The 23,338-nt window shown below is 71.3% G+C and carries 19 protein-coding genes and 2 pseudogenes; 6 read left to right on the plus strand and 15 right to left on the minus strand.

All coding sequences use genetic code 11. From position 1 onward, the window contains the following. Nucleotides 1-18: 18 nt before the first annotated feature. On the plus strand, nucleotides 19-1,407 hold the full coding sequence (locus ACIRF9_RS09450; RefSeq protein WP_403818588.1) for a glycoside hydrolase family 43 protein: 1,389 nt from the start codon (nucleotides 19-21) through the stop codon (nucleotides 1,405-1,407). Nucleotides 1,408-1,771: 364 nt separating this feature from the next. Here the strand turns inward: ACIRF9_RS09450 and ACIRF9_RS09455 are convergent, their stop codons facing one another. The 7 genes and pseudogenes from ACIRF9_RS09455 to glyA all read right to left on the minus strand — a co-directional run bounded on the left by ACIRF9_RS09455 (nucleotide 1,772) and on the right by glyA (nucleotide 11,109). Next, a complete protein-coding gene (locus tag ACIRF9_RS09455) occupies nucleotides 1,772-2,638 on the minus strand; it encodes a bifunctional methylenetetrahydrofolate dehydrogenase/methenyltetrahydrofolate cyclohydrolase (RefSeq protein WP_403818590.1) in 867 nt (288 codons plus the stop codon). 37 nt (nucleotides 2,639-2,675) lie between these two features. Continuing rightward, entirely contained in the window at nucleotides 2,676-3,530 is an 855-nt protein-coding gene (gene purU, locus ACIRF9_RS09460; RefSeq protein ID WP_403818591.1) for a formyltetrahydrofolate deformylase, read from the minus strand. Between the two features lie 10 nt (nucleotides 3,531-3,540). Beyond that, the gene (locus tag ACIRF9_RS09465; RefSeq protein ID WP_403818593.1) at nucleotides 3,541-4,920 is read right to left on the minus strand and encodes an L-serine ammonia-lyase; all 1,380 of its coding nucleotides are present in this window, start codon (nucleotides 4,918-4,920) and stop codon (nucleotides 3,541-3,543) included. Beyond that, nucleotides 4,917-5,528: a sarcosine oxidase subunit gamma gene (locus tag ACIRF9_RS09470; RefSeq protein WP_403818595.1), complete on the minus strand. Its 612-nt coding sequence runs from the start codon at nucleotides 5,526-5,528 to the stop codon at nucleotides 4,917-4,919. Before ACIRF9_RS09470 ends, ACIRF9_RS09465 begins: the two co-directional genes overlap by 4 nt. Beyond that, a pseudogene (locus ACIRF9_RS09475) lies at nucleotides 5,518-8,585 on the minus strand (sarcosine oxidase subunit delta family protein). The gene ACIRF9_RS09470 and the pseudogene ACIRF9_RS09475 overlap by 11 nt, the downstream one beginning before the upstream one ends. A gap of 20 nt (nucleotides 8,586-8,605) precedes the next feature. Continuing rightward, the gene (locus ACIRF9_RS09480) at nucleotides 8,606-9,826 is read right to left on the minus strand and encodes a sarcosine oxidase subunit beta family protein (protein WP_403818597.1); all 1,221 of its coding nucleotides are present in this window, start codon (nucleotides 9,824-9,826) and stop codon (nucleotides 8,606-8,608) included. Beyond that, nucleotides 9,823-11,109, minus strand: coding sequence for a serine hydroxymethyltransferase (glyA, locus tag ACIRF9_RS09485; protein ID WP_403818599.1), 1,287 nt, complete (start codon nucleotides 11,107-11,109; stop codon nucleotides 9,823-9,825). Before glyA ends, ACIRF9_RS09480 begins: the two co-directional genes overlap by 4 nt. 201 nt (nucleotides 11,110-11,310) lie before the next feature. Between glyA and ACIRF9_RS09490 the strand changes: the two are divergent. Beyond that, nucleotides 11,311-11,659: pseudogene (locus ACIRF9_RS09490) on the plus strand (sarcosine dehydrogenase); the annotation flags it as partial. Nucleotides 11,660-11,696: 37 nt separating this feature from the next. On the opposite strand, the gene ACIRF9_RS09495 reads toward ACIRF9_RS09490, so the two are convergent. Both ACIRF9_RS09495 and ACIRF9_RS09500 read right to left on the minus strand, forming a co-directional pair. After that, nucleotides 11,697-12,488 carry a FadR/GntR family transcriptional regulator gene (locus tag ACIRF9_RS09495; protein ID WP_403819031.1) on the minus strand — a complete coding sequence of 264 codons (792 nt, stop codon included), beginning with the start codon at nucleotides 12,486-12,488 and terminating at the stop codon, nucleotides 11,697-11,699. Nucleotides 12,489-12,674: 186 nt separating this feature from the next. Then, the gene (locus ACIRF9_RS09500) at nucleotides 12,675-12,989 is read right to left on the minus strand and encodes a glycine betaine ABC transporter substrate-binding protein (protein ID WP_403818601.1); all 315 of its coding nucleotides are present in this window, start codon (nucleotides 12,987-12,989) and stop codon (nucleotides 12,675-12,677) included. A gap of 115 nt (nucleotides 12,990-13,104) precedes the next feature. On the opposite strand from ACIRF9_RS09500, the gene ACIRF9_RS09505 reads away from it, so the two are divergent. After that, nucleotides 13,105-13,755 (plus strand): GntR family transcriptional regulator, encoded by a 651-nt coding sequence (locus ACIRF9_RS09505; RefSeq protein ID WP_403818603.1) that lies wholly within the window; start codon nucleotides 13,105-13,107, stop codon nucleotides 13,753-13,755. Between the two features lie 36 nt (nucleotides 13,756-13,791). On the opposite strand, the gene ACIRF9_RS09510 is transcribed toward ACIRF9_RS09505, so the two are convergent. Continuing rightward, complete coding sequence (locus ACIRF9_RS09510; RefSeq protein ID WP_403818605.1) at nucleotides 13,792-15,813, minus strand: TerD family protein; 2,022 nt, start codon at nucleotides 15,811-15,813, stop codon at nucleotides 13,792-13,794. 133 nt (nucleotides 15,814-15,946) lie between these two features. After that, nucleotides 15,947-16,537 carry a TetR/AcrR family transcriptional regulator gene (locus ACIRF9_RS09515; protein WP_403818606.1) on the minus strand — a complete coding sequence of 197 codons (591 nt, stop codon included), beginning with the start codon at nucleotides 16,535-16,537 and terminating at the stop codon, nucleotides 15,947-15,949. A gap of 153 nt (nucleotides 16,538-16,690) precedes the next feature. Between ACIRF9_RS09515 and ACIRF9_RS09520 the strand changes: the two genes are divergently transcribed. Continuing rightward, nucleotides 16,691-17,710 (plus strand): aldo/keto reductase, encoded by a 1,020-nt coding sequence (locus tag ACIRF9_RS09520; protein ID WP_403818608.1) that lies wholly within the window; start codon nucleotides 16,691-16,693, stop codon nucleotides 17,708-17,710. Between the two features lie 144 nt (nucleotides 17,711-17,854). On the opposite strand, the gene ACIRF9_RS09525 is transcribed toward ACIRF9_RS09520, so the two are convergent. Further along, nucleotides 17,855-18,424, minus strand: a complete 570-nt coding sequence (locus tag ACIRF9_RS09525; protein ID WP_403818609.1) for a hypothetical protein — start codon at nucleotides 18,422-18,424, stop codon at nucleotides 17,855-17,857. 158 nt (nucleotides 18,425-18,582) lie between these two features. Between ACIRF9_RS09525 and ACIRF9_RS09530 the strand changes: the two genes are divergently transcribed. Continuing rightward, nucleotides 18,583-19,254: a formylglycine-generating enzyme family protein gene (locus tag ACIRF9_RS09530; RefSeq protein ID WP_403818611.1), complete on the plus strand. Its 672-nt coding sequence runs from the start codon at nucleotides 18,583-18,585 to the stop codon at nucleotides 19,252-19,254. Nucleotides 19,255-19,284: 30 nt separating this feature from the next. Here ACIRF9_RS09530 and ACIRF9_RS09535 read toward each other — a convergent pair whose 3' ends face one another. Further along, nucleotides 19,285-19,740, minus strand: coding sequence for a MarR family winged helix-turn-helix transcriptional regulator (locus ACIRF9_RS09535; protein ID WP_403818613.1), 456 nt, complete (start codon nucleotides 19,738-19,740; stop codon nucleotides 19,285-19,287). Between the two features lie 101 nt (nucleotides 19,741-19,841). On the opposite strand from ACIRF9_RS09535, the gene ACIRF9_RS09540 reads away from it, so the two are divergent. Beyond that, nucleotides 19,842-21,299 carry an MFS transporter gene (locus ACIRF9_RS09540; RefSeq protein WP_403818615.1) on the plus strand — a complete coding sequence of 486 codons (1,458 nt, stop codon included), beginning with the start codon at nucleotides 19,842-19,844 and terminating at the stop codon, nucleotides 21,297-21,299. A gap of 87 nt (nucleotides 21,300-21,386) precedes the next feature. Here ACIRF9_RS09540 and ACIRF9_RS09545 read toward each other — a convergent pair whose 3' ends face one another. Together ACIRF9_RS09545 and ACIRF9_RS09550 are read right to left on the minus strand one after the other, a co-directional pair. Continuing rightward, complete coding sequence (locus ACIRF9_RS09545; RefSeq protein ID WP_403818616.1) at nucleotides 21,387-22,037, minus strand: response regulator transcription factor; 651 nt, start codon at nucleotides 22,035-22,037, stop codon at nucleotides 21,387-21,389. Continuing rightward, nucleotides 22,034-23,284: a sensor histidine kinase gene (locus tag ACIRF9_RS09550; RefSeq protein WP_403818618.1), complete on the minus strand. Its 1,251-nt coding sequence runs from the start codon at nucleotides 23,282-23,284 to the stop codon at nucleotides 22,034-22,036. The genes ACIRF9_RS09545 and ACIRF9_RS09550 overlap by 4 nt, the downstream gene beginning before the upstream one ends. Between the last annotated feature and the right edge of the window lie 54 nt (nucleotides 23,285-23,338).

Below are 23,338 nucleotides of genomic sequence, written 5' to 3' on the forward strand. Positions count from 1 at the left end.
TCCCAGGGAGAGCCGCCCGTGACCACACGTCCCCCCACCCCTTCGCGCCGCGCCCTGCTCCGGGCGATGGCCGCCCTTCCCGCGTCGGCCCTCGTCCTGGGCGAACTGCCGGGCCTGGTCGGCACGGCCGCGGCCGCCGCCCCCGCGAGCGGCTACGCCACCCGGTACACCATCGTGCCCTTCCTCAACAGCAACGACGGCACGGTGAACGTCTACCAGTCCGACGACGCCACCGACTTCCGGCTGGTGCAGTCCTCCGCGTACACCCCGCCCGCCAACCGCATCCGCGACGCGAGCATCTTCAAGCACACCAACGGCTACTACTACCTCACCTACACCACCCACACCTGGCAGGACGTCAGTACCACGATCGGCTTCGCTCGCAGCTCCGACCGGGTCAACTGGACGTTCCTGTACGACTACACGGTCCCGATCACCAACCTCTCCCGCGCCTGGGCGCCGGAGTGGTTCGTCGACAGCGACGGCAGCGTCAACGTCATCGTGTCCTGCTCGCTGACCAGCGACGAGTGGATCTTCACGCCGTATCTGCTGAAGGCCACCAACACGGCGCTGACCGCCTGGAGTTCACCGGTCGCCCTGTCCGGCATCGGCTCGAACCACATCGACACCTACATCGTGAAGTCCGGCTCGACGTACCACGCCTTCACCAAGAACGAGACGACGAAGTACATCGAGTACGCCACCGCGAGCAGCCTCACCGGCCCCTACACGATCTCGAAGACCGGCGACTGGGCCGGCTGGGGCAGCTACCGCGAGGGCCCGTCCGTCATCCAGCTGGACAACGGCGCCTGGCGGATCTTCTTCGACGGCTACGGCGACGGAAACTACTACTACAGCGACAGCTACGACACCTTCGCCACCTGGAGCGCGCCCAAGGCCCTGCCGGCCGTCTCGGGCACGGCCCGCCACTTCACCGTCATCAAGGAGACGGTGTCCGGCGGCGTCAGCATCACGAAGAACGCCACCCGTTCCTTCCAGTCCGCCAACTACTCCACGCGGTATTGGCAGGTGCAGTCCTCCCTCCTCAACCTCCCGGTGGTCACCAGCTCCAGCACCAGCAGCGAGAAGCAGGCGTCCACCTTCACGGTCGTGGCGGGCCTCGCCGACGCGAACGGCTACTCCTTCCGCGACGCCTCCGGCAACTACCTGCGCCACTACAACTACCGCGCCCGCTTCGACGCCAACGACGGCACGTCCACCTTCGCCAAGGACGCCACCTTCGTCGCCCGCACGGGCACGACGAGCGGCTCGGTGCGCTTCGAGTCGTACAACTATCCGGGTTACTACCTGCGGCACTACAACTACCAGCTGCGGGTCGAGATATCGGACGGGACGGATCTGTTCCGGCAGGACAGCTCGTTCACACCGGTGACGGCCTGGGCCTGAGCCGCGCCCCTGCCGGCCGGCCTCGAGATGCTCGGGGAGCAGGGCCATCACTCTCTCCTCGGGCATCTCGGCGAGCAGCAGCTTGCCGGTGGAACCGGCGTGCAGCGGCCGGCGCTGTCCGATCATGCGCTGGGGCCCTGACGCCGACCACCCGGCCCCCGCTCAGGTCCGCACCAGGCTCTCGCGAACCAGTGCACGACACCCGTGCCCGCCGACTTCGAGGACCTCCACTCAGCGCGCAGACACTTCCCGATGTCATTCGTTGGAGGGGTGGTCCGGCAAGACTGCCCCTGACATGCCAGCAGCCAACTACACTCCCGACGATGCCTCTGATCAGGCCAGATAGCGAAACGTTGCTGGAGTGCTAGACGCTCCCGGCGACGGCCTGGCGTTCGGCGGCCTCGACGATGTTCGTGATCAGCATGGCGCGAGTCATCGGTCCCACGCCGCCGATCGGAGGAGCGACGGTGCCGGCCACCCGCTCGACGTCGGGGTGGACATCGCCGAGGATGCCCTCCACGGTCCGGGTGAGCCCCACGGACAACACCGTCGCGCCGGGTTTGATCCAGTCGGGTCGGACCAGATGCGCCACACCGGCCGCGGCGACGACGACGTCCGCCTCACGTGTGTGGGCGGCGATGTCGCGGGTGGCCTCATGACACAGGGTGACGGTGGCGTGTTCCGTGCGCCGGGTGAGCATCAGCCCGAGCGGTCGGCCGACGGTCACACCACAGCCGATGACACAGAACTGGGCCCCCGTGATGGGGACTTGGTGGCGCCGCAGGAGATCGAGGATGCCCCGAGGAGTGCACGGCTCAGGCGCGGGGATCCCCAGCACGAGACGGCCGAGATTGGTCGGATGCAGCCCGTCGGCGTCCTTGGCCGGGGCGACGAGCTCCAGCACGGCATGCATGTCGAGATGGTCGGGTAGGGGCAGTTGCACGATGAAGCCGGTGCACGCCGGATCGGCGTTGAGCCGCAGGACGGCGGCCTCGACATCGGCCTGGGTGGCGGTGGCCGGCAGATCGACGCGCAGTGAGGCGATGCCGACCTCGGCGCAGTCCCGGTGCTTGCCGCCCACGTACGAGCGGCTGGCGGGGTCGTCCCCGACGAGGATCGTGCCCAGTCCGGGGACGATGCCTCGGTCCCGCAAAGCGGAGACGCGGGCGGCGAGTTCACGCTTGATGTCTGCTGCGGCTGCGGAGCCGGACAGCACGGTCGCGGTGGTCACGGTGCACACGTTCCGTTTCAGTAGGGGGCCGGCGGAGTCAGCTGAAGATGACCGTGCGGTTGCCGTGCAGCAGGATGCGGTTCTGGCAGTGCCAGTTGACCGCGCGGGCGAGGGCCGCCCGTTCGGCGTCCCGGCCGACGAGGACGAGCTGCTCCGCGGAGAGCCGGTGGTCGACGCGGATGACCTCCTGCTCGATGATCGGTCCTTCGTCCAGGTCGGCCGTGACGTAGTGCGCGGTCGCGCCGACATGCTTCACACCGCGCTGGTACGCCTGGTGGTAGGGCTTGGCGCCCACGAAACTCGGCAGGAACGAGTGGTGGATGTTGATCGCGCGGCCTTCCAGCCTCTTGCACAGGTCGTCCGAGAGGATCTGCATGTAGCGGGCCAGCACCACCAGATCGATGTCGTACCGGTCCACCAGTTCCAGCAGACGGGCTTCGGAGCGCGGCTTGGTCGCGGCGGTGACCGGGATGTGCTCGAAGGGGATGCCGGCCGCCTCCGCCAGGGGCCGCAGATCCGGGTGGTTCGAGACGACGAGCGCGACGTCCGCGTCCAGCGTGCCGCTCCGCCAGCGGTAGAGCAGGTCCGCCAGGCAGTGGTCGAACTTCGACACCATCACCAGGACACGGGGCTTCACCGACGCGTCCCGCAGCTCCCACCGCATTCCGTAGATGTCCGCGATCGCCGCGAAGGCCTCCCTCAGGCCGCCCAGAGTGATCGTCTCGTCGGTCGTCGTGAATCCGGTGCGCAGGAAGACACGCTCGTGGTCGGGGTCGTCGAACTGCTGGTGCTCGGTGATGTCGCAGCTGTGCCGGACGAGGAAGCTCGTCACGGCGTTGACGATGCCGGGGCGCTCGGGGCAGCTCAGGGTCAGTACGAACCGGTTGCTCATGGCTGTCTCCTCAGCACTCGACCACGTTGAGAGCGAGACCGCCGCGCGCGGTCTCCTTGTACTTGTCCTTCATGTCGGCCCCGGTCTCCCGCATGGTCTTGATCGCCTTGTCGAGGGAGACGTGATGGATGCCGTCGCCGTGGAGGGCCATCCGCGCGGCGGTGATCGCCTTCAGGGAGGCGACGGCGTTGCGCTCGATGCAGGGGATCTGCACGAGCCCGCCGACGGGATCGCAGGTGAGGCCGAGATTGTGCTCGATGCCGATCTCGGCGGCGTTCTCCACCTGTTCCGGAGTGCCGCCGATGACCTCGGCCAGCCCGGCGGCGGCCATCGAGCAGGCCGAACCGACCTCGCCCTGGCAGCCGACCTCGGCTCCGGAGATCGACGCGTTCTCCTTGAACAACACGCCGACGGCGGCGGCGGTGAGCAGGAAACGCACGATGCCGTCCTGGTTCGCGCCGCGCACGAACCGCTCGTAGTAGTGCAGTACGGCGGGGATGATCCCGGCGGCGCCGTTGGTCGGGGCGGTGACGATCCGCCCACCCGCCGCGTTCTCCTCGTTCACGGCCAACGCGTACAGCGTCACCCACTCCATCGCGTGCAGGGAGTCGGTCTCGGCCTCCTCGTCCGCGGTCAGGAGTCTGCGGTGCAGCGCGGCGGCCCTGCGCCGTACCTTCAGACCGCCGGGAAGCACGCCGTCGGTGGCGCACCCCCGCAGGACGCATTCCTGCATGACGGACCAGATGTGCAGCAGCCCGGCCCGGACCTCGGCCTCGGTGCGCCGGACCGTCTCGTTCGCCATCATGATCGAACTGATCGACAGACCGGTGGCCTCGGCGTGCGCCAGCAACTGCGCGCCGGTGGTGAACGGGTAGGGCACCGGCGTGGTGTCCGGCACGATCCGCGGGCCGTGCGCCTGGTCGTCGTCCAGGACGAAACCGCCGCCGACGGAGTAGTAGGTCCGCAGCGACAGACTCCGGCCGGCGGAGTCGAACGCCTCGAACGTCATGGCGTTGGAGTGGAACGGCAGCCGCTTGCCGCGGTGCAGGACGATGTCGTCGTCGGCCCGGAAGGCGAGGGGATGCTTGTCGAGCAGGCGCAGGCTTCCCGTCGTACGGACCCGCTGCATGGTCGGTTCGGCCACGGCGGGGTCCACGAGGTCGGGCGCGTGGCCCTCCAGACCCAGAACGACAGCCTTGACGCTTCCGTGGCCGTGGCCCGTGGCGCCCAGCGAGCCGAACAGCTCGACATGGACGCCGTGCGTGTCCTCCAGCAGTCCTTCCTGCTCCAAGGCGTGCACGAAGGAGTTCGCGGCGCGCATCGGACCGACCGTGTGCGAACTGGACGGCCCGATGCCCACCTTGAACATGTCGAAGACACTGAGCGTCATCCGGTCCCTCCGCCGTACTCCGTGGCCGCGTCGACCAGCCACGCCGCCGCGTAGGGGGCGAAGGAGGAACGGACCAGCAGCCACGCGCTGGAGGCCGCCTCCGCCCGGACGACCAGCGTGATCCCCGTCTGGGCGAGCAGGGTGGTGTAGCAGGCTCCGACCGGGGCCACCCGGGGGTCCAGGTCGATCGCGCAGCCCTGGGCCAGGACCTCGCGGGTGAGGTTCCCCCGCAGGGACAGCACCGTGCGCTGTGCGGAGACATCGGTGACGGTGGCGAACTCCTCGCCGATCGCCGACCTCAGCTTCTCGACCAGCGGGGCACCGGTGTCCGCCGGCGCCACGAGCAGCCATTCGTCGGGGCCCAGCCACAGGGCCTTCACCTCACCGGACAACTCCGCGCGCGAGGCGGACGGCAGTTCGAGGCCCAGCACCGATTCGACCGCCTTGGCCGCGGGGCTGTCCGCGGTCACCCGCAGGGTGAGCTGGGTGAGGAAGGGCAGTTCCCGGACCTGGAAGCCGGCGGGCAGCCGGTCGAAGGCCTCCTGCCATTCACCGAGCGGGCTGAATCGGGCGGGGGCGCTGGGCGCGCCGGGGGCGTCAACCGTCACGGCGGCTTCCCTCCTTGTCGAAGACCACGGGGTCGGTCACGGTCACCGCGACGGTGCGGCCCTCCAGCGGGACGTAGAGGGTCTCGCCGATGCGCCCGGTGCCCCCGCGCAGCAGGGCGAGGGCGAAGGTGCGCCGCAGGGCGTCGCTCCGGTAGCTGGAGGTGACGTGCCCGAGCATGGGAACCGGCGGTGCGGGCACGGTCTCGGTCGCGATGATCTGGGCACCCTCGGGCAACAGGGTGCGTTCGTCGACGGGCAGCAGCCCGACCAGCTGCTTGCGGTCGGCGCGCTGGTTCTCGGCGCGGGCGAAGGACCGCTTGCCCACGAAGTCGTCCTTCTTCTTGGACACCACCCAGGACATGCCGAGGTCCTGCGGTGTGACCGTGCCGTCGGTGTCCTGCCCGATGATCGGGTACGCCTTCTCCGCGCGCAGCACGTGCATGGTCTCCGTGCCGTACGGAGTGATCCCGAACGGGCCGCCCGCGGCGTACAGGGCCTCCCACACGCCGACGGCGTACCAGGCGGGGACATTGACCTCGTAGGCGAGTTCACCGGAGAAGCTGATCCGGGCCACCCGGGCCGGCACGCCCGCCACGACGGTGTCCTGCCAGGTCATGAACCCGAAGGCCGCGTTGCTCACGTCGAGCGTGGGCGCGACCAGGGCCAGTACGTCGCGCGAGCGGGGTCCGACCAACGGGATCGTCGCCCAGTGCTCGGTGACGGAGGTGAGATGGACCCGCAGGTCGGGCCACTCCGTCTGGAGCCACTCCTCCATCCAGTCGAGGACCTTGGCGGCGTTGCCCGTGGTCGTCGTGACCAGGAACTCCTCCTCGGCCACCCGGAACACGGTTCCGTCGTCCAGCGCCATGCCGTCGGCGCCGCACATCACGCCGTAGCGGACCCGGCCGACCTTCAGCGAGCTCATCACGTTGGTGTAGAGCCGGTCCAGCAGCACGCCGGAGTCCGGGCCCTGGACGCTGATCTTGCCGAGGGTGGAGCCGTCCATCATGCCGACGCCCTCACGGACCGCCCGGCACTCCCGCAGCACGGCCTCCTCGATCGTCTCCCCGCCGACGGGGTAGTACCAGGGCCGCTTCCACTGGCCCACGTTCTCGAAGAGGGCGCCGTGCTCGACGTGCCACCGGTGCAGGGCGGTGACGCGGACGGGATCGAACAGCTCGCCGCGGTTGCGGCCGGCGAACGCGGCGAACGCCACGGGCACCGCGGGCGGACGGAGCCGGGGGGTGCCCAGCTCGGCGATGTCCACGCCCAGCGCCTCGGCGACGATTCCGGAGGTGAGGACGCCCGAGGTGCGGCCCTGGTCGTGGGCGGTCCCGATGGTGGTGTACCGCTTGACGTGCTCCACCGAGGTCAGGCCGGCTCCGGTGGCCCGCAGGACGTCCGTGACCGTCCCGTCGCGCTGCAGGTCGACGAACTGGGCGTCGCCGTCGCCGGGGACGCGCCACAGCACCGCGCTCTGTGAGCCGATGGGCTCGTCGCCGCCGGCCGGCAGAGCCACAGGCTGTGCGGTCCTCCCGAGCGCCGCCAGCGCCCCGAGGGCCGCCTCCACACCGTCCGACAGGGCCTCGGCCGACCCGAGAACTCCACTGGCGGCACCAGCAGTTCGTACGGTGTCCAGCGCGGCCGCCGGGACGAAGCTGCCCAACACGCTGTCGTACCGAAGCGTGCCCCGCGCCTGACTGAACAGGGCCACCGCCGGGTTCCATCCCCCCGACACCAGCAGCAGATCGCAGCCGATCTCCTCGTCCCCGACCCGCACCCCGGTGATCCGCTCGACGCCGCTCGTCCCCGACACCACCTGCCCGGCGCGCACCTCGATCCCGCGCGCGGCGCAGGCGTCCCGCCAATGGGACGGCACCTCGCTCCGGGCGTCGATCACCGTGTGGACCCGGGCACCGGCGTCGGCCAGTTCGGTCGCCGCGAGGTAGGCGCTGTCGTTCGTGGTGAACACGACGACCTCACGGCCCGCGAGCACCCCGAAGCGGTGGAGGTAGGTCCGGGCCGACCCCGCGAGCATGATGCCGGGACGGTCGTTGTCGTCGAACGCGACGGTCCGCTCGTAGGCGCCGGTGGCGAAGACGACCTGCTTGGCCCGGATGCGCCAGACCCGCTGCCGGGAGACATGGGCGGGCGCGTGGGCGCCGAGGTGGTCGGTGCGCTTCTCCAGGGCGAGGACGAGACCGTCGTCGTAGTAGCCGATCGCCGTGGTCCGCCGGAGGAGCCGGACATCGGCGTTCGCCGAGAGCTCGTCCGTGACGTCGGCGACCCACTCGGAGGCGGCCGACGAGCCCCCGAAAGACGGTAGTTCGTCGACCACGACGATACGCGCACCGGCCCGCGAGGCGGTCAGGGCGGCCGCCAGCCCGGCCGGACCGGCGCCGACGACCAGCACGTCGCAGTGGGCGTGCACGGTGTCGTAACGGGCCTGGTCGGGCTCGGTGCCGAGCCGGCCCTGGCCGCTGAGGCCCCGGGCGACGAGACCGTCGTACAACTCGACGGTCGTGGCCGTGAGCATGGGTTCGGGGAAGGGGAACTCGAGCTGTACGAGGGCGTTGGGCTCCTCGACGCCCGCGGTCATGATGCCGCGCGGCCGGCCGTACTTGATGCTGGTGGCCACGTGGTGGACCCCGTTGGCCAGCAGGGCCGAGGCGAGGGTGTCGCCGGGGTGGCCGGTGTACTCGGAGCCGTCGAAGGTGAAGGACAGGGTCTTCGTACGATCCACGGAGCCGAGGCCGTCGATACGGAACGGGTTGCTCATGCGCCGGCCTCCCGACCGTCGTCGCCCGGGCGGTGGACCCCGAGGAACTGGTGGGTGACGGTGTCGCGCACGGCGTTGAACCAGCGGCGGCATCCCGCGGCGTGCATCCACCGCTCCGCGAACGGGCCCTTGGGGTTGTCGCGGAAGAAGACGTAGTGGGCCCACTGCTCGTCGTCGAGTTCGGCGGGCTTCGCGGGGTACTGGACGTGCGCCTGTCCGCCGTAGTGGAACTCGGCTTCCTCGCGCTCGCCGCACCACGGGCAGGCGATGAGTTGCATCGGAGTCTCCCAGAGGGTTTTCAGTGGGCGACGGCGGCCGCGCCGTGCTCGTCGACCAGCGCGCCGGTGACGAACCTGGCCAGGCTGAAGGGCGCGTTGTACGGGTGGGGTTCGCCGGTGGCGATGGTGTGCGCGTAGCACCAGCCGACGCCGGGGGTGGCCTTGAACCCGCCCGTTCCCCAGCCGCAGTTGAGGTAGAGGTTCTCGACCGGGGTGAGGCCGACGATGGGGGAGGCGTCCGGGGTGGTGTCGACGATGCCGGCCCAGGTGCGCAGCATGTGGGCGCGGGCGAACACCGGGAAGAGCTCCAGGGCGGCCGCCATCTGACGCTCGATGATGTGGAAGGCGCCGCGCTGGCCGTAGCCGTTGTAGCTGTCGATGCCGGCGCCCATGACGAGTTCGCCCTTGTGCGCCTGGGACACGTACACATGGACGGCGTTGGACATCACGACCGTCGGGTGCACCGGTTCCAGGAGCTCGGAGACCAGAGCCTGCAACGGGTGGCTCTGCAACGGCAGTCGGAGGCCGACCATCTCGGCGAGCACGGAGGTGTGTCCGGCCCCGGCGAGCGCCACCTTTCCGGCGGCTATACGGCCACGGGTGGTCCGTACGCCCGTCACCCGGCCGTCGGTCACGTCGATGCCGGTGACCTCGCAGTTCTGGATGAGGTCGATGCCGTACGCGTCGGCCCGCCGCGCGAAGCCCCAGGCGACGTAGTCGTGCTTGGCGATGCCGGCGCGGGGCTGGTAGGTCGCGCCGAGCACCGGATAGCGCACGTCGGGGGAGATGTTGACGATGGGGCAGACCTTGGCGACCTCGTCCGGCTCCAGCCACTCCGCGTCGATGCCGTTGAGCTGGTTGGCGTGGACGCGGCGCTTGCTGTCGCGGATGTCCTGGAGGGTGTGCGCGAGGTTCAGCACACCGCGCTGGCTGAACAGGATGGGGTAGTCGAGGTCCTCCTCGAGGGTCTCCCAGAGCTTGAGGGAGTGCTCGTAGATGCCGGAGCTCTCGTCCCACAGGTAGTTGGAGCGGATGATGGTGGTGTTGCGGGCCATGTTCCCGCCGGCCAGCCAGCCCTTCTCCAGTACGGCGATGTTGGTGATGCCGTGGTTCCTGGCCAGGTAGTAGGCGGTGGCCAGGCCGTGTCCGCCGCCACCGACGATCACCACGTCGTAGGACGGCTTGGGATCGGGGTTGCGCCAGAGGAAGTCCGGGTGGTCCGGAAGCGGCGTGCCGGTCATGCCGCGGCTCCGTTCAGCTCGGGGTACAGGGGGAACGCGGCGGCGAGCTTGGCGACGCGGCCTCGCAGCAGGTCGGCCAGTTCGTCGCCGAGGTGTTCGGGCTTCAGCGTCTGGGCGATGATGTCGGCGACCTCACGGAACTCCGTGTCGCCGAAGCCCCGGGTGGCCAGGGCCGGGGTGCCGATACGAAGACCGGAGGAGACCATGGGCGGCCGCGGGTCGAAGGGGACGGCATTGCGGTTGACGGTGATGCCGACCGCGTGCAGCCGGTCCTCGGCCTGCCGGCCGTCGAGCGGGCTGTTGCGCAGGTCCACCAGGACGAGATGGACCTCCGTGCCCCCGGTCAGCACCGTGATGCCCGCCTCGGCCACGTCGTCGGCCAGCAGGCGCCCGGCGAGGATCTTCGCGCCCTTCAGCGTGCGCCGCTGACGCTCGCGGAACTCCTCGCTCGCGGCCATCTTGAAGGCGACCGCCTTGGCGGCGATCACATGCTCCAGCGGACCGCCCTGCTGCCCCGGGAACACCGCCGAGTTGATCTTCTTGGCCAGCTCCGCCCTGCTGAGGATCACACCGCCGCGGGGTCCGCCCAGGGTCTTGTGGGTGGTGGTGGTCACGACGTCGGCGTACGGCACCGGGCTGGGGTGCAGACCCGCGGCCACCAGGCCGGCGAAGTGCGCCATGTCCACCATCAGATAGGCGCCGACGCTGTCGGCGATCCGGCGGAACGCGGCGAAGTCCAGCTGCCGGGAGTAGGCCGACCAGCCCGCCACGATCAGCTTCGGCCGGTGGGCGAGAGCGAGTTGCTCGACCTCGTCCATGTCGATGCGCAGGTCGGATTCGCGCACGTGGTACGGGACGACGTTGTACAGCTTGCCGGAGTAGTTCAGCCGCATGCCGTGGGTGAGATGGCCGCCGTGTGCCAGGTCCAGGCCGAGGATCGTGTCTCCCGGCTGGAGGAGGGCGAACATCGCGGCGGCGTTGGCCTGGGCGCCGGAGTGCGGCTGGACGTTGGCCGCCTCGGCGCCGAAGAGGGCGGTGATGCGGTCGATGGCCAACTGCTCGATGGTGTCGACGTGTTCGCAGCCGCCGTAGTAGCGCTTTCCCGGGTAGCCCTCGGCGTACTTGTTGGTCAGTACCGAGCCCTGGGTCTGCATCACCGCCGGCGGCGCGAAGTTCTCGCTCGCGATCATCTCCAGCGTCGACTGCTGGCGGTCCAGTTCCGCGTCGACGGCCGAGGCCACCTCCGGGTCGAACAGAGCCAGCGGTTGGGAGAAGGCGCTCATGCGGTCCCCTTGGAAGACTAGAAGTCCACGACTGGTATATCAGTTGTAGGGGTAGCTGGGGCCACCCGTCAAGAGGCCTTGGTGATTAATGTTTAAGTGTATATGTTAAAGCGCGTGGTGCGAACCGCGGCCGCTGAACCGCCGCTCGCGAAGGCGATGCCGGAGTTCGCCTGCTGCACGGTGTGGAAGTACACCGAACTCCGCGAGCACGTGGACCGTATCGGCATCGGTTCCTACGCGCACCGGCCGATGCCGGTGCGTGTGGACGACGTCGAGCATCCCCGCGACTCGGCGTCTCATGGGCGAGGCCTCCGGACTGAAGGGCTTCTGGGGCGCCGAGGCGGTGTGGGTGACCCACTCCGCCGGGGTGGCGCGGGCGATGGCCGAGTGGCTGATCGAGGGCACCCCGCGCCCCGACGTGCACGAATGCGACCTCAACCGGTTCGAGGAGCACCAACTGGCCCCGTCCTACGTGGAACAGCGCTCGTGCCGGAACTTCGTCGAGGTCTACGACATCCTCCACCCCCTCCAGCCGGCCGAGGCACCGCGGGTGCCGTCTGCCGAGGGGGCGGCGGCACCGGGACCATTCATCGGTCGGTCTGGTTCGTCAGTACGAGTTCCAGGTGGGCGTCGACGACGGCCTCGGCGTCCCGCTCACTGTGCGCGATGGCCAGGGCCTGGGCGCGTTCGGCGTCGCCCGCGGCGATGGCCTCCACGATCTGCAGGTGTTCGTCGGCGGCCCTTTCCGCATGCGCGAGACGCGTGGCGGGAGCCCACAGCAGGGGCGCGAACTCGCCCTGGACCTGTACAGTCGCCGCGATGAGCCGACGCGAGTGCGCGGCGACACCGAGATCGATGTGGAAGCGGCTGTCGGTCCGTCGCAGGGCGTCGAGGTCCGAGGCGTTGCTGAACTCCTCGGCAAGGCTGTGCAGGCGCTGCACATCCTGGTCGTCCGCCCGCCGGGCGGCGAGCCGGGCGGCGGCCGACGCCGCGGCGGTGGAGAGGTCACCGAGGTCGCGCAGCTCTGCGGTGCTCGTCTCCCGCAGGCGGCGCGCGAGGTCCTGGGGCGACCGGACGGCGCGGTCGGAGACGATGCTCCCGCCGCCGCGACCGCGCTTGGTCGTGATGATGCCCCGGGAGCGCAACGAGGCCAGCGCCTGCCGCAGCGTGAGGGTGGAGATCCCGAGCCGGCTCGCGAGCTCGGGTTCCGACGGCAGGCGTTCGCCGTCCCTGAGCAGGCCGACCGTGATGGCCGTCTCCAGCTGATGTGCCGCCTGGTCGGCACGGCTGAACCCCTCTGCCTCGGCGGAGCCCAGGAGCGCGACGAACCCGATGGAGCCCGTGCTCGGAACGGTCTCCGCGTCTTCGGTTCCTTGCATCACGCCCCAAGGCTACGGGGTGGAACGACGCTTGACAGGCAGGTTCGACCTCTCCAAACTATAAAAATTAAGTGTAAACTTTTAGTGCTTGCGAAGACGCCGTCCTTTCAGGCCCGGCAAGTCGGGGCGGATGATGGATGTCGTCGACCCGGGACGACGTTGCGCAGAGCGTCGACACGTTCCGCTTCATGGCGGGCGCGTGTCGCGCCACCACCGCCGCCGCGTCCGGGGACTACGCCTGCCGTACTGCTCGTCGGTGAGCTTGAAGTTCTTGATCACGTCGGCGACTTCCGGGAAGTCCTCGGAGAACCCGTCGCGAGCGAGGCTGTGCAGGCCCTCCGGCTTGCCGAACGCCCCCTTCGGATCCTCCAGGGCCCGGACGGGGAAGGCCCGCCATGTCACGGGCAGCCGGGTGCGCGTCGACGACGGCCGGAACGTCATCGAGCGCAGCCACCCGCTGCCGTCGGCGGATTCCGGGCGCGTTCCGTGGGGCCTGGTCACCCTTCGCGAGGCCTGATCACAGGGGCCCATGCACAGCGCCGCACCGCGCCCGCGATTGATATATCAATTGTTGCGCTAGCGTGGGTGCTGCTGGATCTCGACGAGGAGAATGTGCATGTCGGTCGCGATGGCGGAAGGTCGCCCCTCCCTGGCCGAGCAGGCCTATCAGGTGCTGTGCGACCGCTTGGTGACTCTGCGGATCGCGCCCGGTACGCCCATCAACGACGAGCAGGTGGCGGCGGAGCTGGGGGTGGGCCGCACGCCGGTGCGTGAGGCACTCAAGCGTCTGGAGGCCGACCGGCTGGTCGTGGCCTTCCCCCGGCGCGGCACCTTCGCCTCCGAAGTGCAGATCACGGACCTGGGACACCTCACCGAGGTGCGCCTCCGGCTGGAGCCGCTGGCGGCCGACTGCGCCGCACGCAGGGCGAAAGCGCAGGACCGTGCCGTACTGACCGGACTGCTCACGGAGTTGGACGCGGCCGCCGGGGGACAGGTCGGGGAGCTCATCGACCTGGACCTCCGGCTGCACCGGGCGCTATACACCGCCACGGGGAATCCCTATCTCCGTGACACGCTGGTGCGTTACGACAACCTGGCCACGCGTGTCTGGTGTCTGTTCCTCGATCGTTTGCCGGGGCTGGCGGGTCACGTGGGCGAGCACGGTCCGCTCGTTCGTGCCGTGCTGGCGGGAGACGGAGAGCGTGCCGCGAGCCTGGCCGCGGAGCACGTGGCCGGGTTCGAGAGCGCGATTCGTGCCCTGCTCTGAGGTCTGTCCTCGCCGTGACGTCTGTCCCCGGACGGGTCAGTCGGCGATGTCGACGCCGTAGCCGCGGGCCAGGGCGGCGAGGCCGTGGTCGTAGCCCTGGCCGACGGCCCGCAGGCGCCAGAGGGGGCCGCGGCGGTAGAGCTCGGCCAGGATCAGCGTGCGTTCGGTGGTGGCGGCGTCCAAGGTGGCCTGGACCAGGGGTGCCGCGCTGGTCCCGGGGCCGGAGCTGATCTGGATGGCGCCGACGTCGCCGAAGGCGGGCGTGCCGTCGATGGCCGCCGCGACGACGACCTTGCGGGCCGAGGGCGGCAGCGTGGCGAGTCCGACGCTGACGGTCTGCTCGGTGGGCCCGTCGCTGAGGAGCCGTACGGTCCCGCCGGGGTTCTCCGGGGCGCCGTAGAAGACGAAGTCCTCGTCGAAGGCGACCTGGTCGTCCTCGTCCACCACGAAGGCGACCACGTCGATCTCGCACACCGTCTGCGCCGCCCAGGAGGCGGTGACGGTCCACCGGGCGGTCGCCGCCGGCCCGTCCGAGTACGGCAGGTCGACGACCCCGCCCCGCGGCAGGACGTGCGCGGCCGTGCGCCGTTCACCGGCGCTCGCCTCGTCCGCCACCACCGGCGCGTCCAGCCAGCCCGGCGCGCGGGTGGGCAGGGCGAGCGAGATGATGCGGCACATCCGGCGGTCGCTGTCGCCGCCGGCCAGCAGCACGACGTCGGTGACGCTCGCGGACAGGTTGATCGCGGCGGCGCCGCCGAGCTCCACGACGCGGGTACGCGCGGCGACGGCCTCGGGGTGCGTGCCGCCGAGCACGAGGACGCGCCGGCCGGCCAGCGGCCCGGCAGGCTTGGCCGCACGCCGGGACGGTGCCGGCGTGCCGAGGGGCCCGGACGGTTCGGTGTGCGGCTCCGGGGGCGTGGCAGAGCCGGACGGCGCGAAGGACGTGGATGGTTCGGGTACCGGCCTCGGTTGCGCGGCCGGGGCGGGTGGCGCCGGGGACGCGGCGGGTTCGGGTGCCGGCTCCGGTCGCGCGGCCGGTGCGGGGTGGAGGGTGTCGCCCGGGGCCGGTCTCCGGGGGGTGGGTACGGCCTCCAGGGTGGGGGTGGGCGGGGCTGCCGGTGCGGGCGCCGCTCCCTCGTGGGGGGTTCCGGGGCGTACGTCGTCCAGGAGGCGCAGGAAGGTGTGTTCGTCGACGACGGGTACGCCCTCGGCGAGGGCCCGGCGGACCTTGGCGGTGCCGGAGGCGGTGTCGTTGGCGACCAGGACGCTGGTGTGCCGGCTGACCGAACCCACCATGTTCAGCCCTGCCGCTGCGGCCCGCGCCACCAGTTCGGCCCGCGCGGTCCGCGTCTCGCCCGTGACGGCGACCTTCATGCCCTGCACCAGCGCACCGCTCGCCGCGAGTCGCCCCGGATTGCGGTAGGCGCAGGCGGCCTTGGGCGGCTTGGGCGCGAACCGCGGGTCCTGCCGGGGCGGACAGGCCACGAGCGGCAGCGGAAGATCGAGCCGCGCCGCCTCCCGCAGGGACGCGCGCAGCACCCCGGCCAGGACGCGCGTGTCGTCGAGCGCGTCATGCGCCTTGGTCTGCGGAACGCCGTAGTGCGCGGCCAGCGTGCCCAGTCGGAGGTCGTCGACGGGCGGATCGACCCGTCGGTTCAGCGCGAGCGTGCACAGCCGCTGGGAGACCGGCAGCCACAGCCCCGCCCGCGCGAACTCGTGCGCGAGGAAGTCGTAGTCGAACTGCGCGTTGTGCGCGACCATCACCCGGTCCTGCAGCAGGGCGCCGATCCGCCCGGCCACCTGGTCGAACGTGGGCGCCCCGCACAGCCGTTGAGCCGTCAGCCCGTGCACATGGACCGGCCCCGGATCGCAGCCCGGGTCGAGCAGCGTGGAGAACTCGCCGGTCTGCTCCCCGTCCGGCCCCAGCGTCACCACGGCCACGGACAACACCCGGTCGCGGCGCGGTGTCAGCCCGGAGGTCTCCACGTCCACCAGCGCCCAGTCGACGGCGTAGCCGCGCAGGTCGGACAGGTCGGGGGCGGGGGCCGAGAGAGACATGAGGGAAGGATGGTGGACATAGTCCCGTCCTTCAACCCGGATGCCCCTTCATCCCCATTCATCCTCTTCGGGACGAGGCTTCCCCGGGGGCGGGCTGACGGTTCGGCGGGCTGACGGCTCGACAGGCTGACGGTCAGTCGGTTCGGCGCAGTCCCGAGACGAGGACGTCGATCAGCCGGCGTGCGTCGTAGAGGGGGTTGTTCTCCGCGCCGATGCAGAGGTTTCCGATGCCGCGCATGAGTTCGAGGGCGCCGATGTCGGAGCGGATCTCACCGGCGGTGGCCGAGGCCCCGAGCAGATCGGCGCACACGGGCACGAGGCGGTCGATGAAATAGGCGTGCAGGTTCTCGAAGCCGGCGTTGTCGGACTGCAGGACGGCGGCGAGTCCGTGCTTGGTGACCAGGAAGTCGGCGAAGAGACTGATCCATCGGCGCAGGGCGACGTAGGGGCTCGGACTGCCGGCCAGCAGGGCCGGGCCGGCCTCGGCGCAGGCTTCGACCTGGTGCCGGTAGACGGCGATGATCAGATCCGCCCGGGTCGGGAAGTGGCGGTAGATCGTGGCCGTCCCGACGCCGGCCCGGGCCGCGATGTCGCGCACCGGCGCCTCCACGCCCGACTCGACGAAGAGCGCGGCGGCCGCGTCGAGCAGGGTCTCCTTGTTGCGCCGGGCGTCCGCCCGCTTGGGCCGTGCCGTGGGCCCGGTGCCACCGTCGCTGTCGTTCACCGCGCGTTCCCTCCACTACCGGGTTGCTAAACGGGACACCGCTCCGTATCGTCGAAACGGGACGTCGTTCCGTTTGCTCATGATGCCAGAGCAAAGGGCCGACGGCCAAGTCGTGCCCTGGCGTCCCCTCATCCGCAACGGAGGAACACGGTCATGCAGTACCGCACCTTGGGCCGCACCGGTGTGCAGGTCAGCTCCCTCGCGCTCGGCGCGATGAACTTCGGCAGGATCGGGCGGACCACCCAGGCCGAGGCCACCGCCCTCGTCGACGCGGCCCTCGAAGCCGGGATCAACCTCATCGACACCGCCGACATGTACGGCGACGGCGAGTCGGAGGAGATGGTCGGCAAGGCCGTCGCCGGCCGCCGTGACGACATCGTGCTGGCCACGAAGGCGGGCATGCCCATGGGGGACGAGCGCAACCACCGGGGCGGTTCGCGCCGCTGGCTGGTCACCGCACTGGACGACAGCCTGCGCCGGCTCGGCGTCGACCATGTCGACCTCTACCAGATCCACCGCTGGGACCCGAGCACCAGTGACGAGGAGACCCTGTCCGCGCTGACCGACCTGCAGCGCGCGGGGAAGATCCGCTACTTCGGCTCCTCGACCTTCCCCGCCCACCGGATCGTGCAGGCCGAGTGGGCCGCCCGTGAGTATCGCCTGAGCCGTTACGTCACCGAACAGCCCAGCTACTCCGTCCTGCAGCGCGGCATCGAGGCCCATGTCCTGCCCGTGACCGAGCAGTACGGCCTCGGTGTGCTGGTGTGGAGCCCGCTGGCCTCGGGCTGGCTGTCCGGCGCGGTCCGCGAGGGCCGGGAGATCGCCACCAGCCGCTCGGCGTTCATGCCGGAACGCTTCGACCTCGCCGTCCCCGCCAACCGGGCCAGGCTCGACGCCGTGGAGCGGCTGGCCGAGGTCGCCGACGAGGCGGGCCTGACCCTGATCCAGCTCGCGCTCGGATTCGTCACCGCGCACCCCGCCGTGACCAGCGCGCTCATCGGCCCCCGCACCCTCGACCACCTGCACGCGGGGCTCGCCGCCGCCGACACCGTGCTCTCCGCCGACGTGCTCGACGCCATCGACGCGATCGTCGCCCCCGGCACCGACCTCGCGGCGCACGAGAAGTACGACACCCCGCCGGCGCTGCTCGACCCGGCGCTGCGACGCCGCTGACCGGCGGAGAGAAGGCCGAGAGGCCCGGAAGCCGCTCGCCGAGAACGACCTCGCCCTGGGCGACAGGAGCGAGACGGAGAGCGGCGCCGAGCCCGGGACCGTCGTCGGGCGACTCGTGAGCACGCACCCGATCGGGCCCTGCCGCTACTGTCGCAGCAGGTAGTGCGTGAGCAGCGACTCGGCCCGGTCCGGGCTCAGGCCGAGGGCCGTGCCGATCCGTTCCCACGGCACCTCGTCCTCCTGGATCGCGTACGCCGCCTCCTGCGCGATGTCGGCGGTGAGGCGTTCCAGCGCGGTCGCGGCGCGGAGGGCGGCGACCGGGGCCTGCTCGGCCAGGGCGGCCAGCTGGTCCTCCAACCGGTCCATCAGATCGGTGAGTTCGTCCGGCAGGGGCACGGTACGGCGTTCCACGGCCCGGATGTGCTCGCTCCAGTCGCGGTACGCCTCGCCGGTGTCCGGTTCGGGCCTGCTGCCGTCCACCCGCTCCTCCCAGTCGACCGGATACGACTCGCCCCGCCAGCCGCAGGCGCACGCCGCGCGGAGTGCGGCGGCCCTCGGACGGCCCGACCGGCCGTCGTAGGCCCACCATTCGCCGGTCTCCACACCGCGGCCGGTGCCGCTGCCGAAGTCCAGGTACACCGGCTTGGGTTCCTCGCCCCCGGCGAGAACCGCGCCCGCGATCCCTTCGTGGGACTCCCCGAACTGCTCGGTCATCCACCCCACGGATCTTCCCCCCTGTGTCAGGTCCCGCTCGAACACCTCGCGAGGCGCCGTACGGCGAGGCACCCCGGGAGCGAGCATGCCCCGGCCCGCACGGGCGTGAACGGCGCTCGCCCGGCGCCCCGGGGCACGGCGGTGAGATCATCCTCGGCATGGACACCAGCCCGGAGCCCGAGATGACCGACGTTCCGCCGGGACGGGTCATCCTGTCGGACCGCCGTACGCGGCGCACCTGGGCCGTGGAGGTGGCGGCCTGCCGGATCGGCGCCCACCCGGTCACCCGGGACCTGTACGCGCGTGTGGCCGGGCCGCTCCCGGACATTGCCGGGGGAGACCGGCTGCCCGTGGAGGGCGTGTCCTGGTGGGACGCGGTCCGCTTCTGCAACGCGCTCTCCCTTCGCGCCGGTCTCACGCCCGCCTATGACCTGCGGCCCGACGAGGAGGCGGTCGCCTGGGACACCTCGGCCGACGGATACCGGCTGCCCACCGAGGCCGAATGGGAGCACGCCTGCCGGGCCGGCACCGACGGACCGCGTTACGGCCCCCTCGACGACATCGCCTGGTACCGCGACAACTCCGGCGAGCGGCTCCACGAGGTGGGCGGCAGGCTCCCCAACCCCTGGGGCCTGCACGACATGCTCGGCAATGTCTGGGAGTGGTGCTGGGACCTCTACGACAGCGACGTCTACGGCACCTACCGCGTCCTGCGTGGCGGCGGCTGGTTCGACGAGCACTGGAGCTGCCGGGCGTCCGTACGGCGTCGCAGTCATCCCACGTTCCGGGTGGACGACGTCGGCTTCCGTCTCGCGCGCACGGTGAGCTGACCGGCGTACGCCACTGACCGGCGTACGCCGCTACGGGCGCGGCCAGGGGCGCCCGCCGATCGCCTCGATGCCGTTGTTGAAGCGGCGCAGGAAGCCCGCGAAGGCGGCGATGTCGTCGTCCGACCAGTCCTGCATCACCCGGTCCAGGATCTCGACGATCCCCTCCCGCTCCGCGTCCAGCAGCCGTGTGCCCTCGTCGGTGAGACGGAACTTGCGGGCCATCCCGCCCTCGGGATCGGGGATGCGCTCGATGAGGCCCGCCCGCATCGCCGCGGCCGTCTGCCGGTTCAGGGTGGAGGCGTCCAGACCGAAGGCCTCGCTGAGTTCCCCGATCGACATGGGGCCCTGGACCCTGATCCGGCTCAGCAGGATGTAGGCGCTGCGCTCCATGAGGCTGTTGTTGCGGCGGCCGCCCCGTTGGTTCAGGAACGTGTGGCGGCTGAGCAGCATCTGCTCGTACTCGACCTCATGGGTGGGCGTCTCCATGGCTCCATCCTGGCATACCGGTGTGTATGGGCCACGACATGTGCTCGATACACACGGCATGTACGATGCACATCCTTCCTACTTTCACCGAGGAGTCCCTCATGGGCGCCCCCGCTCAACAGCCCACGGCCCGCCCGGGTGCCGTGATCGCCACGCTGGCCTTCGCCGGCACCACGGCGGCGATCATGCAGACGCTGGTCACGCCCCTCATCGCCGAGCTCCCGCAGATCCTGGACACCTCGTCCTCGAACGCGGCGTGGGTGATCACGGTCACCCTGCTGGTGGCGGCCGTGTGCGTGCCGGTCGTCGGCCGTCTCGGCGACCTGGTGGGCAAGCGCCGGATGCTGCTCGCCTGCTCCGTGCCGCTGATCGTGGGCTCGGTGGTGTGCGCGTTCGCCTCCGACGTCGTCACGATGATCGTCGGGCGCGGTCTGCAGGGCATGGGCATGGGCATGGTGCCGCTCGGCATCGCGCTGCTGCGGGACGTCGTACCGGCCGAGAAGCTCAGCGGCTCCATCGCCCTGGTCAGCGCCTCCATGGGCATCGGCGGCGCCATCGGCCTGCCGCTGGCCGCCGCGGTCGCCCAGTACGCGAACTGGCGGGTGCTCTTCTGGGGCTCCGCCGCCCTCGCCGCCGTCGTCGCCGTCCTCATCTTCACGCTCGTCCCGGACGTCCCCGCCGGCGCCAAGGGCCAGCGCTTCGACCTGCCCGGCGCGATCGGCCTCGGCGCCGGTCTGATCTCGCTGCTGCTCGCCGTCTCCAAGGGCGCCGACTGGGGCTGGGGCAGCGGCACGACCCTCGGTCTGTTCGCCGCCGCCCTGGTGCTGCTGGCCGGCTGGGGCGTGTGGGAGGTGCGCACCACCGACCCGCTGATCGACCTGCGCACCACCGCCCGCCCCCGCGTCCTCCTCACCAACCTCGCCTCGGTCTTCATCGGCTTCGGCATGTACGCGAGCATGCTGGTGATGCCGCAGCTGCTGCAGTTCCCGGAGGCCACCGGCTACGGCCTCGGCCAGTCCATGCTCGCGGCCGGTCTGTGGATGGCGCCGGGCGGCCTGATGATGATGCTGGTCTCCCCGCTCGGCGGAAAGCTCACCAACGCCCGCGGCCCGAAGTTCACGCTGGTCTGCGGTGCCCTGGTGCTCGCCGCCGGCTACTTCGCCTCCATGGCGCTGATCGGCTCCGCCTGGGGCGTCATGCTGGTCACGATCATCACCAGCAGCGGTGTGGGCCTCGCCTACGGCGCCATGCCCGCCCTGATCATGAGCTCGGTGCCGCTGACCGAGACCGCCGCCGCCAACGCCTTCAACACCCTCATGCGCTCGCTCGGCACCTCGATCGGCTCCGCCGTCATCGGGGTGATCCTCTCCCAGATGACCACCACCATGGGCGGCTACACCTTCGCCTCCGAGGACGGCTTCCGCACCGCGCTCCTCGTCGGCGGCGGCCTCGCCCTGGTCTCCGCGGCGATCGCCGCCGTGATCCCGGCCGCCCGCGCCGCCGTCTCCGGCGAGGCCGAGACCGATTCCGCGACCGCGCCCGAGCAGGCCAAGGTCTGAGACCCCGGAGGGTGTGAGGGCCTGAGAGGGCCAGGACCTGAGACCCCGGAGGGGGTGTCCGTAGCGGCGGACACCCCCTCCGGCCTGTCACGCCAGGTCCAGCAGCCCCCTGCGCACCGCCTCCGACACCGCCGCCGCGCGGTTGTCCGCGCCGAGCTTGCGGTAGACGCGCACCAGGTGGGTCTTCACGGTGGCCTCGCTCAGGAACAGCGCCTCGGCGATGGCCCGGTTGCTCAGCCCCTCCGCCAGCAGCCGCACCACCTCGACCTCCCGCCCGCTCAACTCCCGTTCCGGGGCGGGGGACCGGCCGACCAGCTCGCCCACGACCTCCGAGGCAAGCCCGAGCGCACCGGCCGCGGCACCCCGTACGGCCCGGAACAGTTCCTCCGGCGGACCCGCCTTCAGCACATACCCCCGGGCTCCCGCCTCCAGTGCGCGCACCACATCGGCGCGGCCCGAGTAACTCGTCAGCATCACCGCCGGGATCCCCGGCGCCTCGGCCGCGAGTCGGCGCACCGCCTCGATCCCGTCGATCCCGGACCCGCCCCCGCCGCCGAACCGCAGGTCCATCAGCACGACGTCCGGCACCAGCCGCGCCGCGAGCCGCACCGCCTCCTCACCGGACCCCGCCTCGGCGGCCACCTCGAGATCCGGCTCGCCCTCCAGCAGCGCGCGCAGACCCGCCCGTACGACGGCGTGGTCGTCGGCGACCAGCAGACGCAACGGCGTGCCGCTCACCGTGCGGCCACCCGGGCGGCCGGGCGGTTCTCCGGCAGGGCGGGCACCGTCGCCCGTACGCACGTACCGCGTCCCGGCGCGCTGCCCACGTCGAGGTCGCCCCCGCACTCCCGCAGACGCGCGCGGGCCGCGGGCAGCCCGAGGCCACGCCCGCCCTGGGAGGGGACGCCGAGCCGGCCGGTCTCGAACCCGGCGCCGTCGTCCCGTACTTCGAGCTCCACCCGGTCCGCCCGGGCGTGCAGGCTGACCTGGACGTTCACGGCGTGCGCGTGTTCGCGCACATTGGCCAGCGTGCTCTGCGCGACCCGGAACAGGGTCGCGGCGGCCTGCCCGTCCAGGGCCGGCCGCCGCGCACCCACCGACCGGAACCGGACCCGGGCCGCCGCGCCCTCCGCCTCGGCCCGGGCGCACAGCAGCCGCAGCGCGCCCTCCAGACCGGCCTCGTCCACGGCGGACGGCGTCAGGTCGCGGATGATCCTGCGGGTCTCGGCGAGATTGGCGTGCAGCCCGTCGGCCACGGCCCGCACCCGGGTACGGGCCATGTCCGGACGCGCGTCCCAGTCGCGGTCGGCGGCCTGCAGCAGCATGACACCGCCGGACAGCTCCTGGGCCAGCGTGTCGTGCAGGTCCCGGGCGATCCTGGCCCGCTCGGCCAGCACCCCGGCCTGCCGCTGCTGCCGGGCCAGCACGTCCCGGGTGCCGCGCAACTCCTCGACCAGCCGCAGCCGTTCGGCGGCGTCCCGCTGCTGGGAGCGGTACAGGGCGACCGTGCCCCAGACCGCCGCCACCGGGATCAGGACGATCTCCGGATCGAACCTGCCAGCGCTGCGGACGAGTTGAGCGGCGAGGACGACCGTGAGGGCGGCCACCGCCACCCCGGCCGCCCGCCGGCCGAGCGCCCGCAGCGCCGCACAGGCCAGCGGCACGGCACCCCAGACGTAGGCACCCGTGAGGGAGGAGGGGGCGAGGACCACCAGCGTGGTCCACAGCGCCAGCAGCGCCGCGACCCACGCGTGTGCGCCGACCCGCCCCAGTCGCTCACCGGCCGCGAGCCCGCCCGCGTACACCAGCGCCAGCAGCCCGCTGACGGTGACGATGTCCCAGCACAGTCCGATCCTCAGCTGGAAGAGCCGGACCAGCCCGGCGCCGACGACCACGAAGAACGTCAGATGGGCGAGGAGGGCGGGCGTCGGCCGGCTCCCGCGGACGGCCCTCGCAAGGGTACGGACGGGAGCACGATCGGACACGGAAGACCCCTTGGACGATGATCCGTTCGAACAGGGGGTCCGAGTCTATCCGCC

The organism is Streptomyces sp. NPDC096132 (assembly GCF_044763345.1).
Lineage (GTDB): Bacteria > Actinomycetota > Actinomycetes > Streptomycetales > Streptomycetaceae > Streptomyces.

Coding starts and splice junctions, on each gene's coding strand:
- ACIRF9_RS09495 (WP_403819031.1), bottom strand. CDS start 12,488: ATGCAAGGAACCGAAGACGCGGAGACCGTTCCGAGCACGGGCTCCATC.
- purU (WP_403818591.1), bottom strand. CDS start 3,530: ATGAGCAACCGGTTCGTACTGACCCTGAGCTGCCCCGAGCGCCCCGGC.
- ACIRF9_RS09530 (WP_403818611.1), top strand. CDS start 18,583: ATGGACACCAGCCCGGAGCCCGAGATGACCGACGTTCCGCCGGGACGG.
- ACIRF9_RS09505 (WP_403818603.1), top strand. CDS start 13,105: ATGTCGGTCGCGATGGCGGAAGGTCGCCCCTCCCTGGCCGAGCAGGCC.
- ACIRF9_RS09520 (WP_403818608.1), top strand. CDS start 16,691: ATGCAGTACCGCACCTTGGGCCGCACCGGTGTGCAGGTCAGCTCCCTC.
- glyA (WP_403818599.1), bottom strand. CDS start 11,109: ATGAGCGCCTTCTCCCAACCGCTGGCTCTGTTCGACCCGGAGGTGGCC.
- ACIRF9_RS09480 (WP_403818597.1), bottom strand. CDS start 9,826: ATGACCGGCACGCCGCTTCCGGACCACCCGGACTTCCTCTGGCGCAAC.
- ACIRF9_RS09535 (WP_403818613.1), bottom strand. CDS start 19,740: ATGGAGACGCCCACCCATGAGGTCGAGTACGAGCAGATGCTGCTCAGC.
- ACIRF9_RS09540 (WP_403818615.1), top strand. CDS start 19,842: ATGGGCGCCCCCGCTCAACAGCCCACGGCCCGCCCGGGTGCCGTGATC.
- ACIRF9_RS09465 (WP_403818593.1), bottom strand. CDS start 4,920: ATGACGCTCAGTGTCTTCGACATGTTCAAGGTGGGCATCGGGCCGTCC.
- ACIRF9_RS09525 (WP_403818609.1), bottom strand. CDS start 18,424: ATGACCGAGCAGTTCGGGGAGTCCCACGAAGGGATCGCGGGCGCGGTT.
- ACIRF9_RS09510 (WP_403818605.1), bottom strand. CDS start 15,813: ATGTCTCTCTCGGCCCCCGCCCCCGACCTGTCCGACCTGCGCGGCTAC.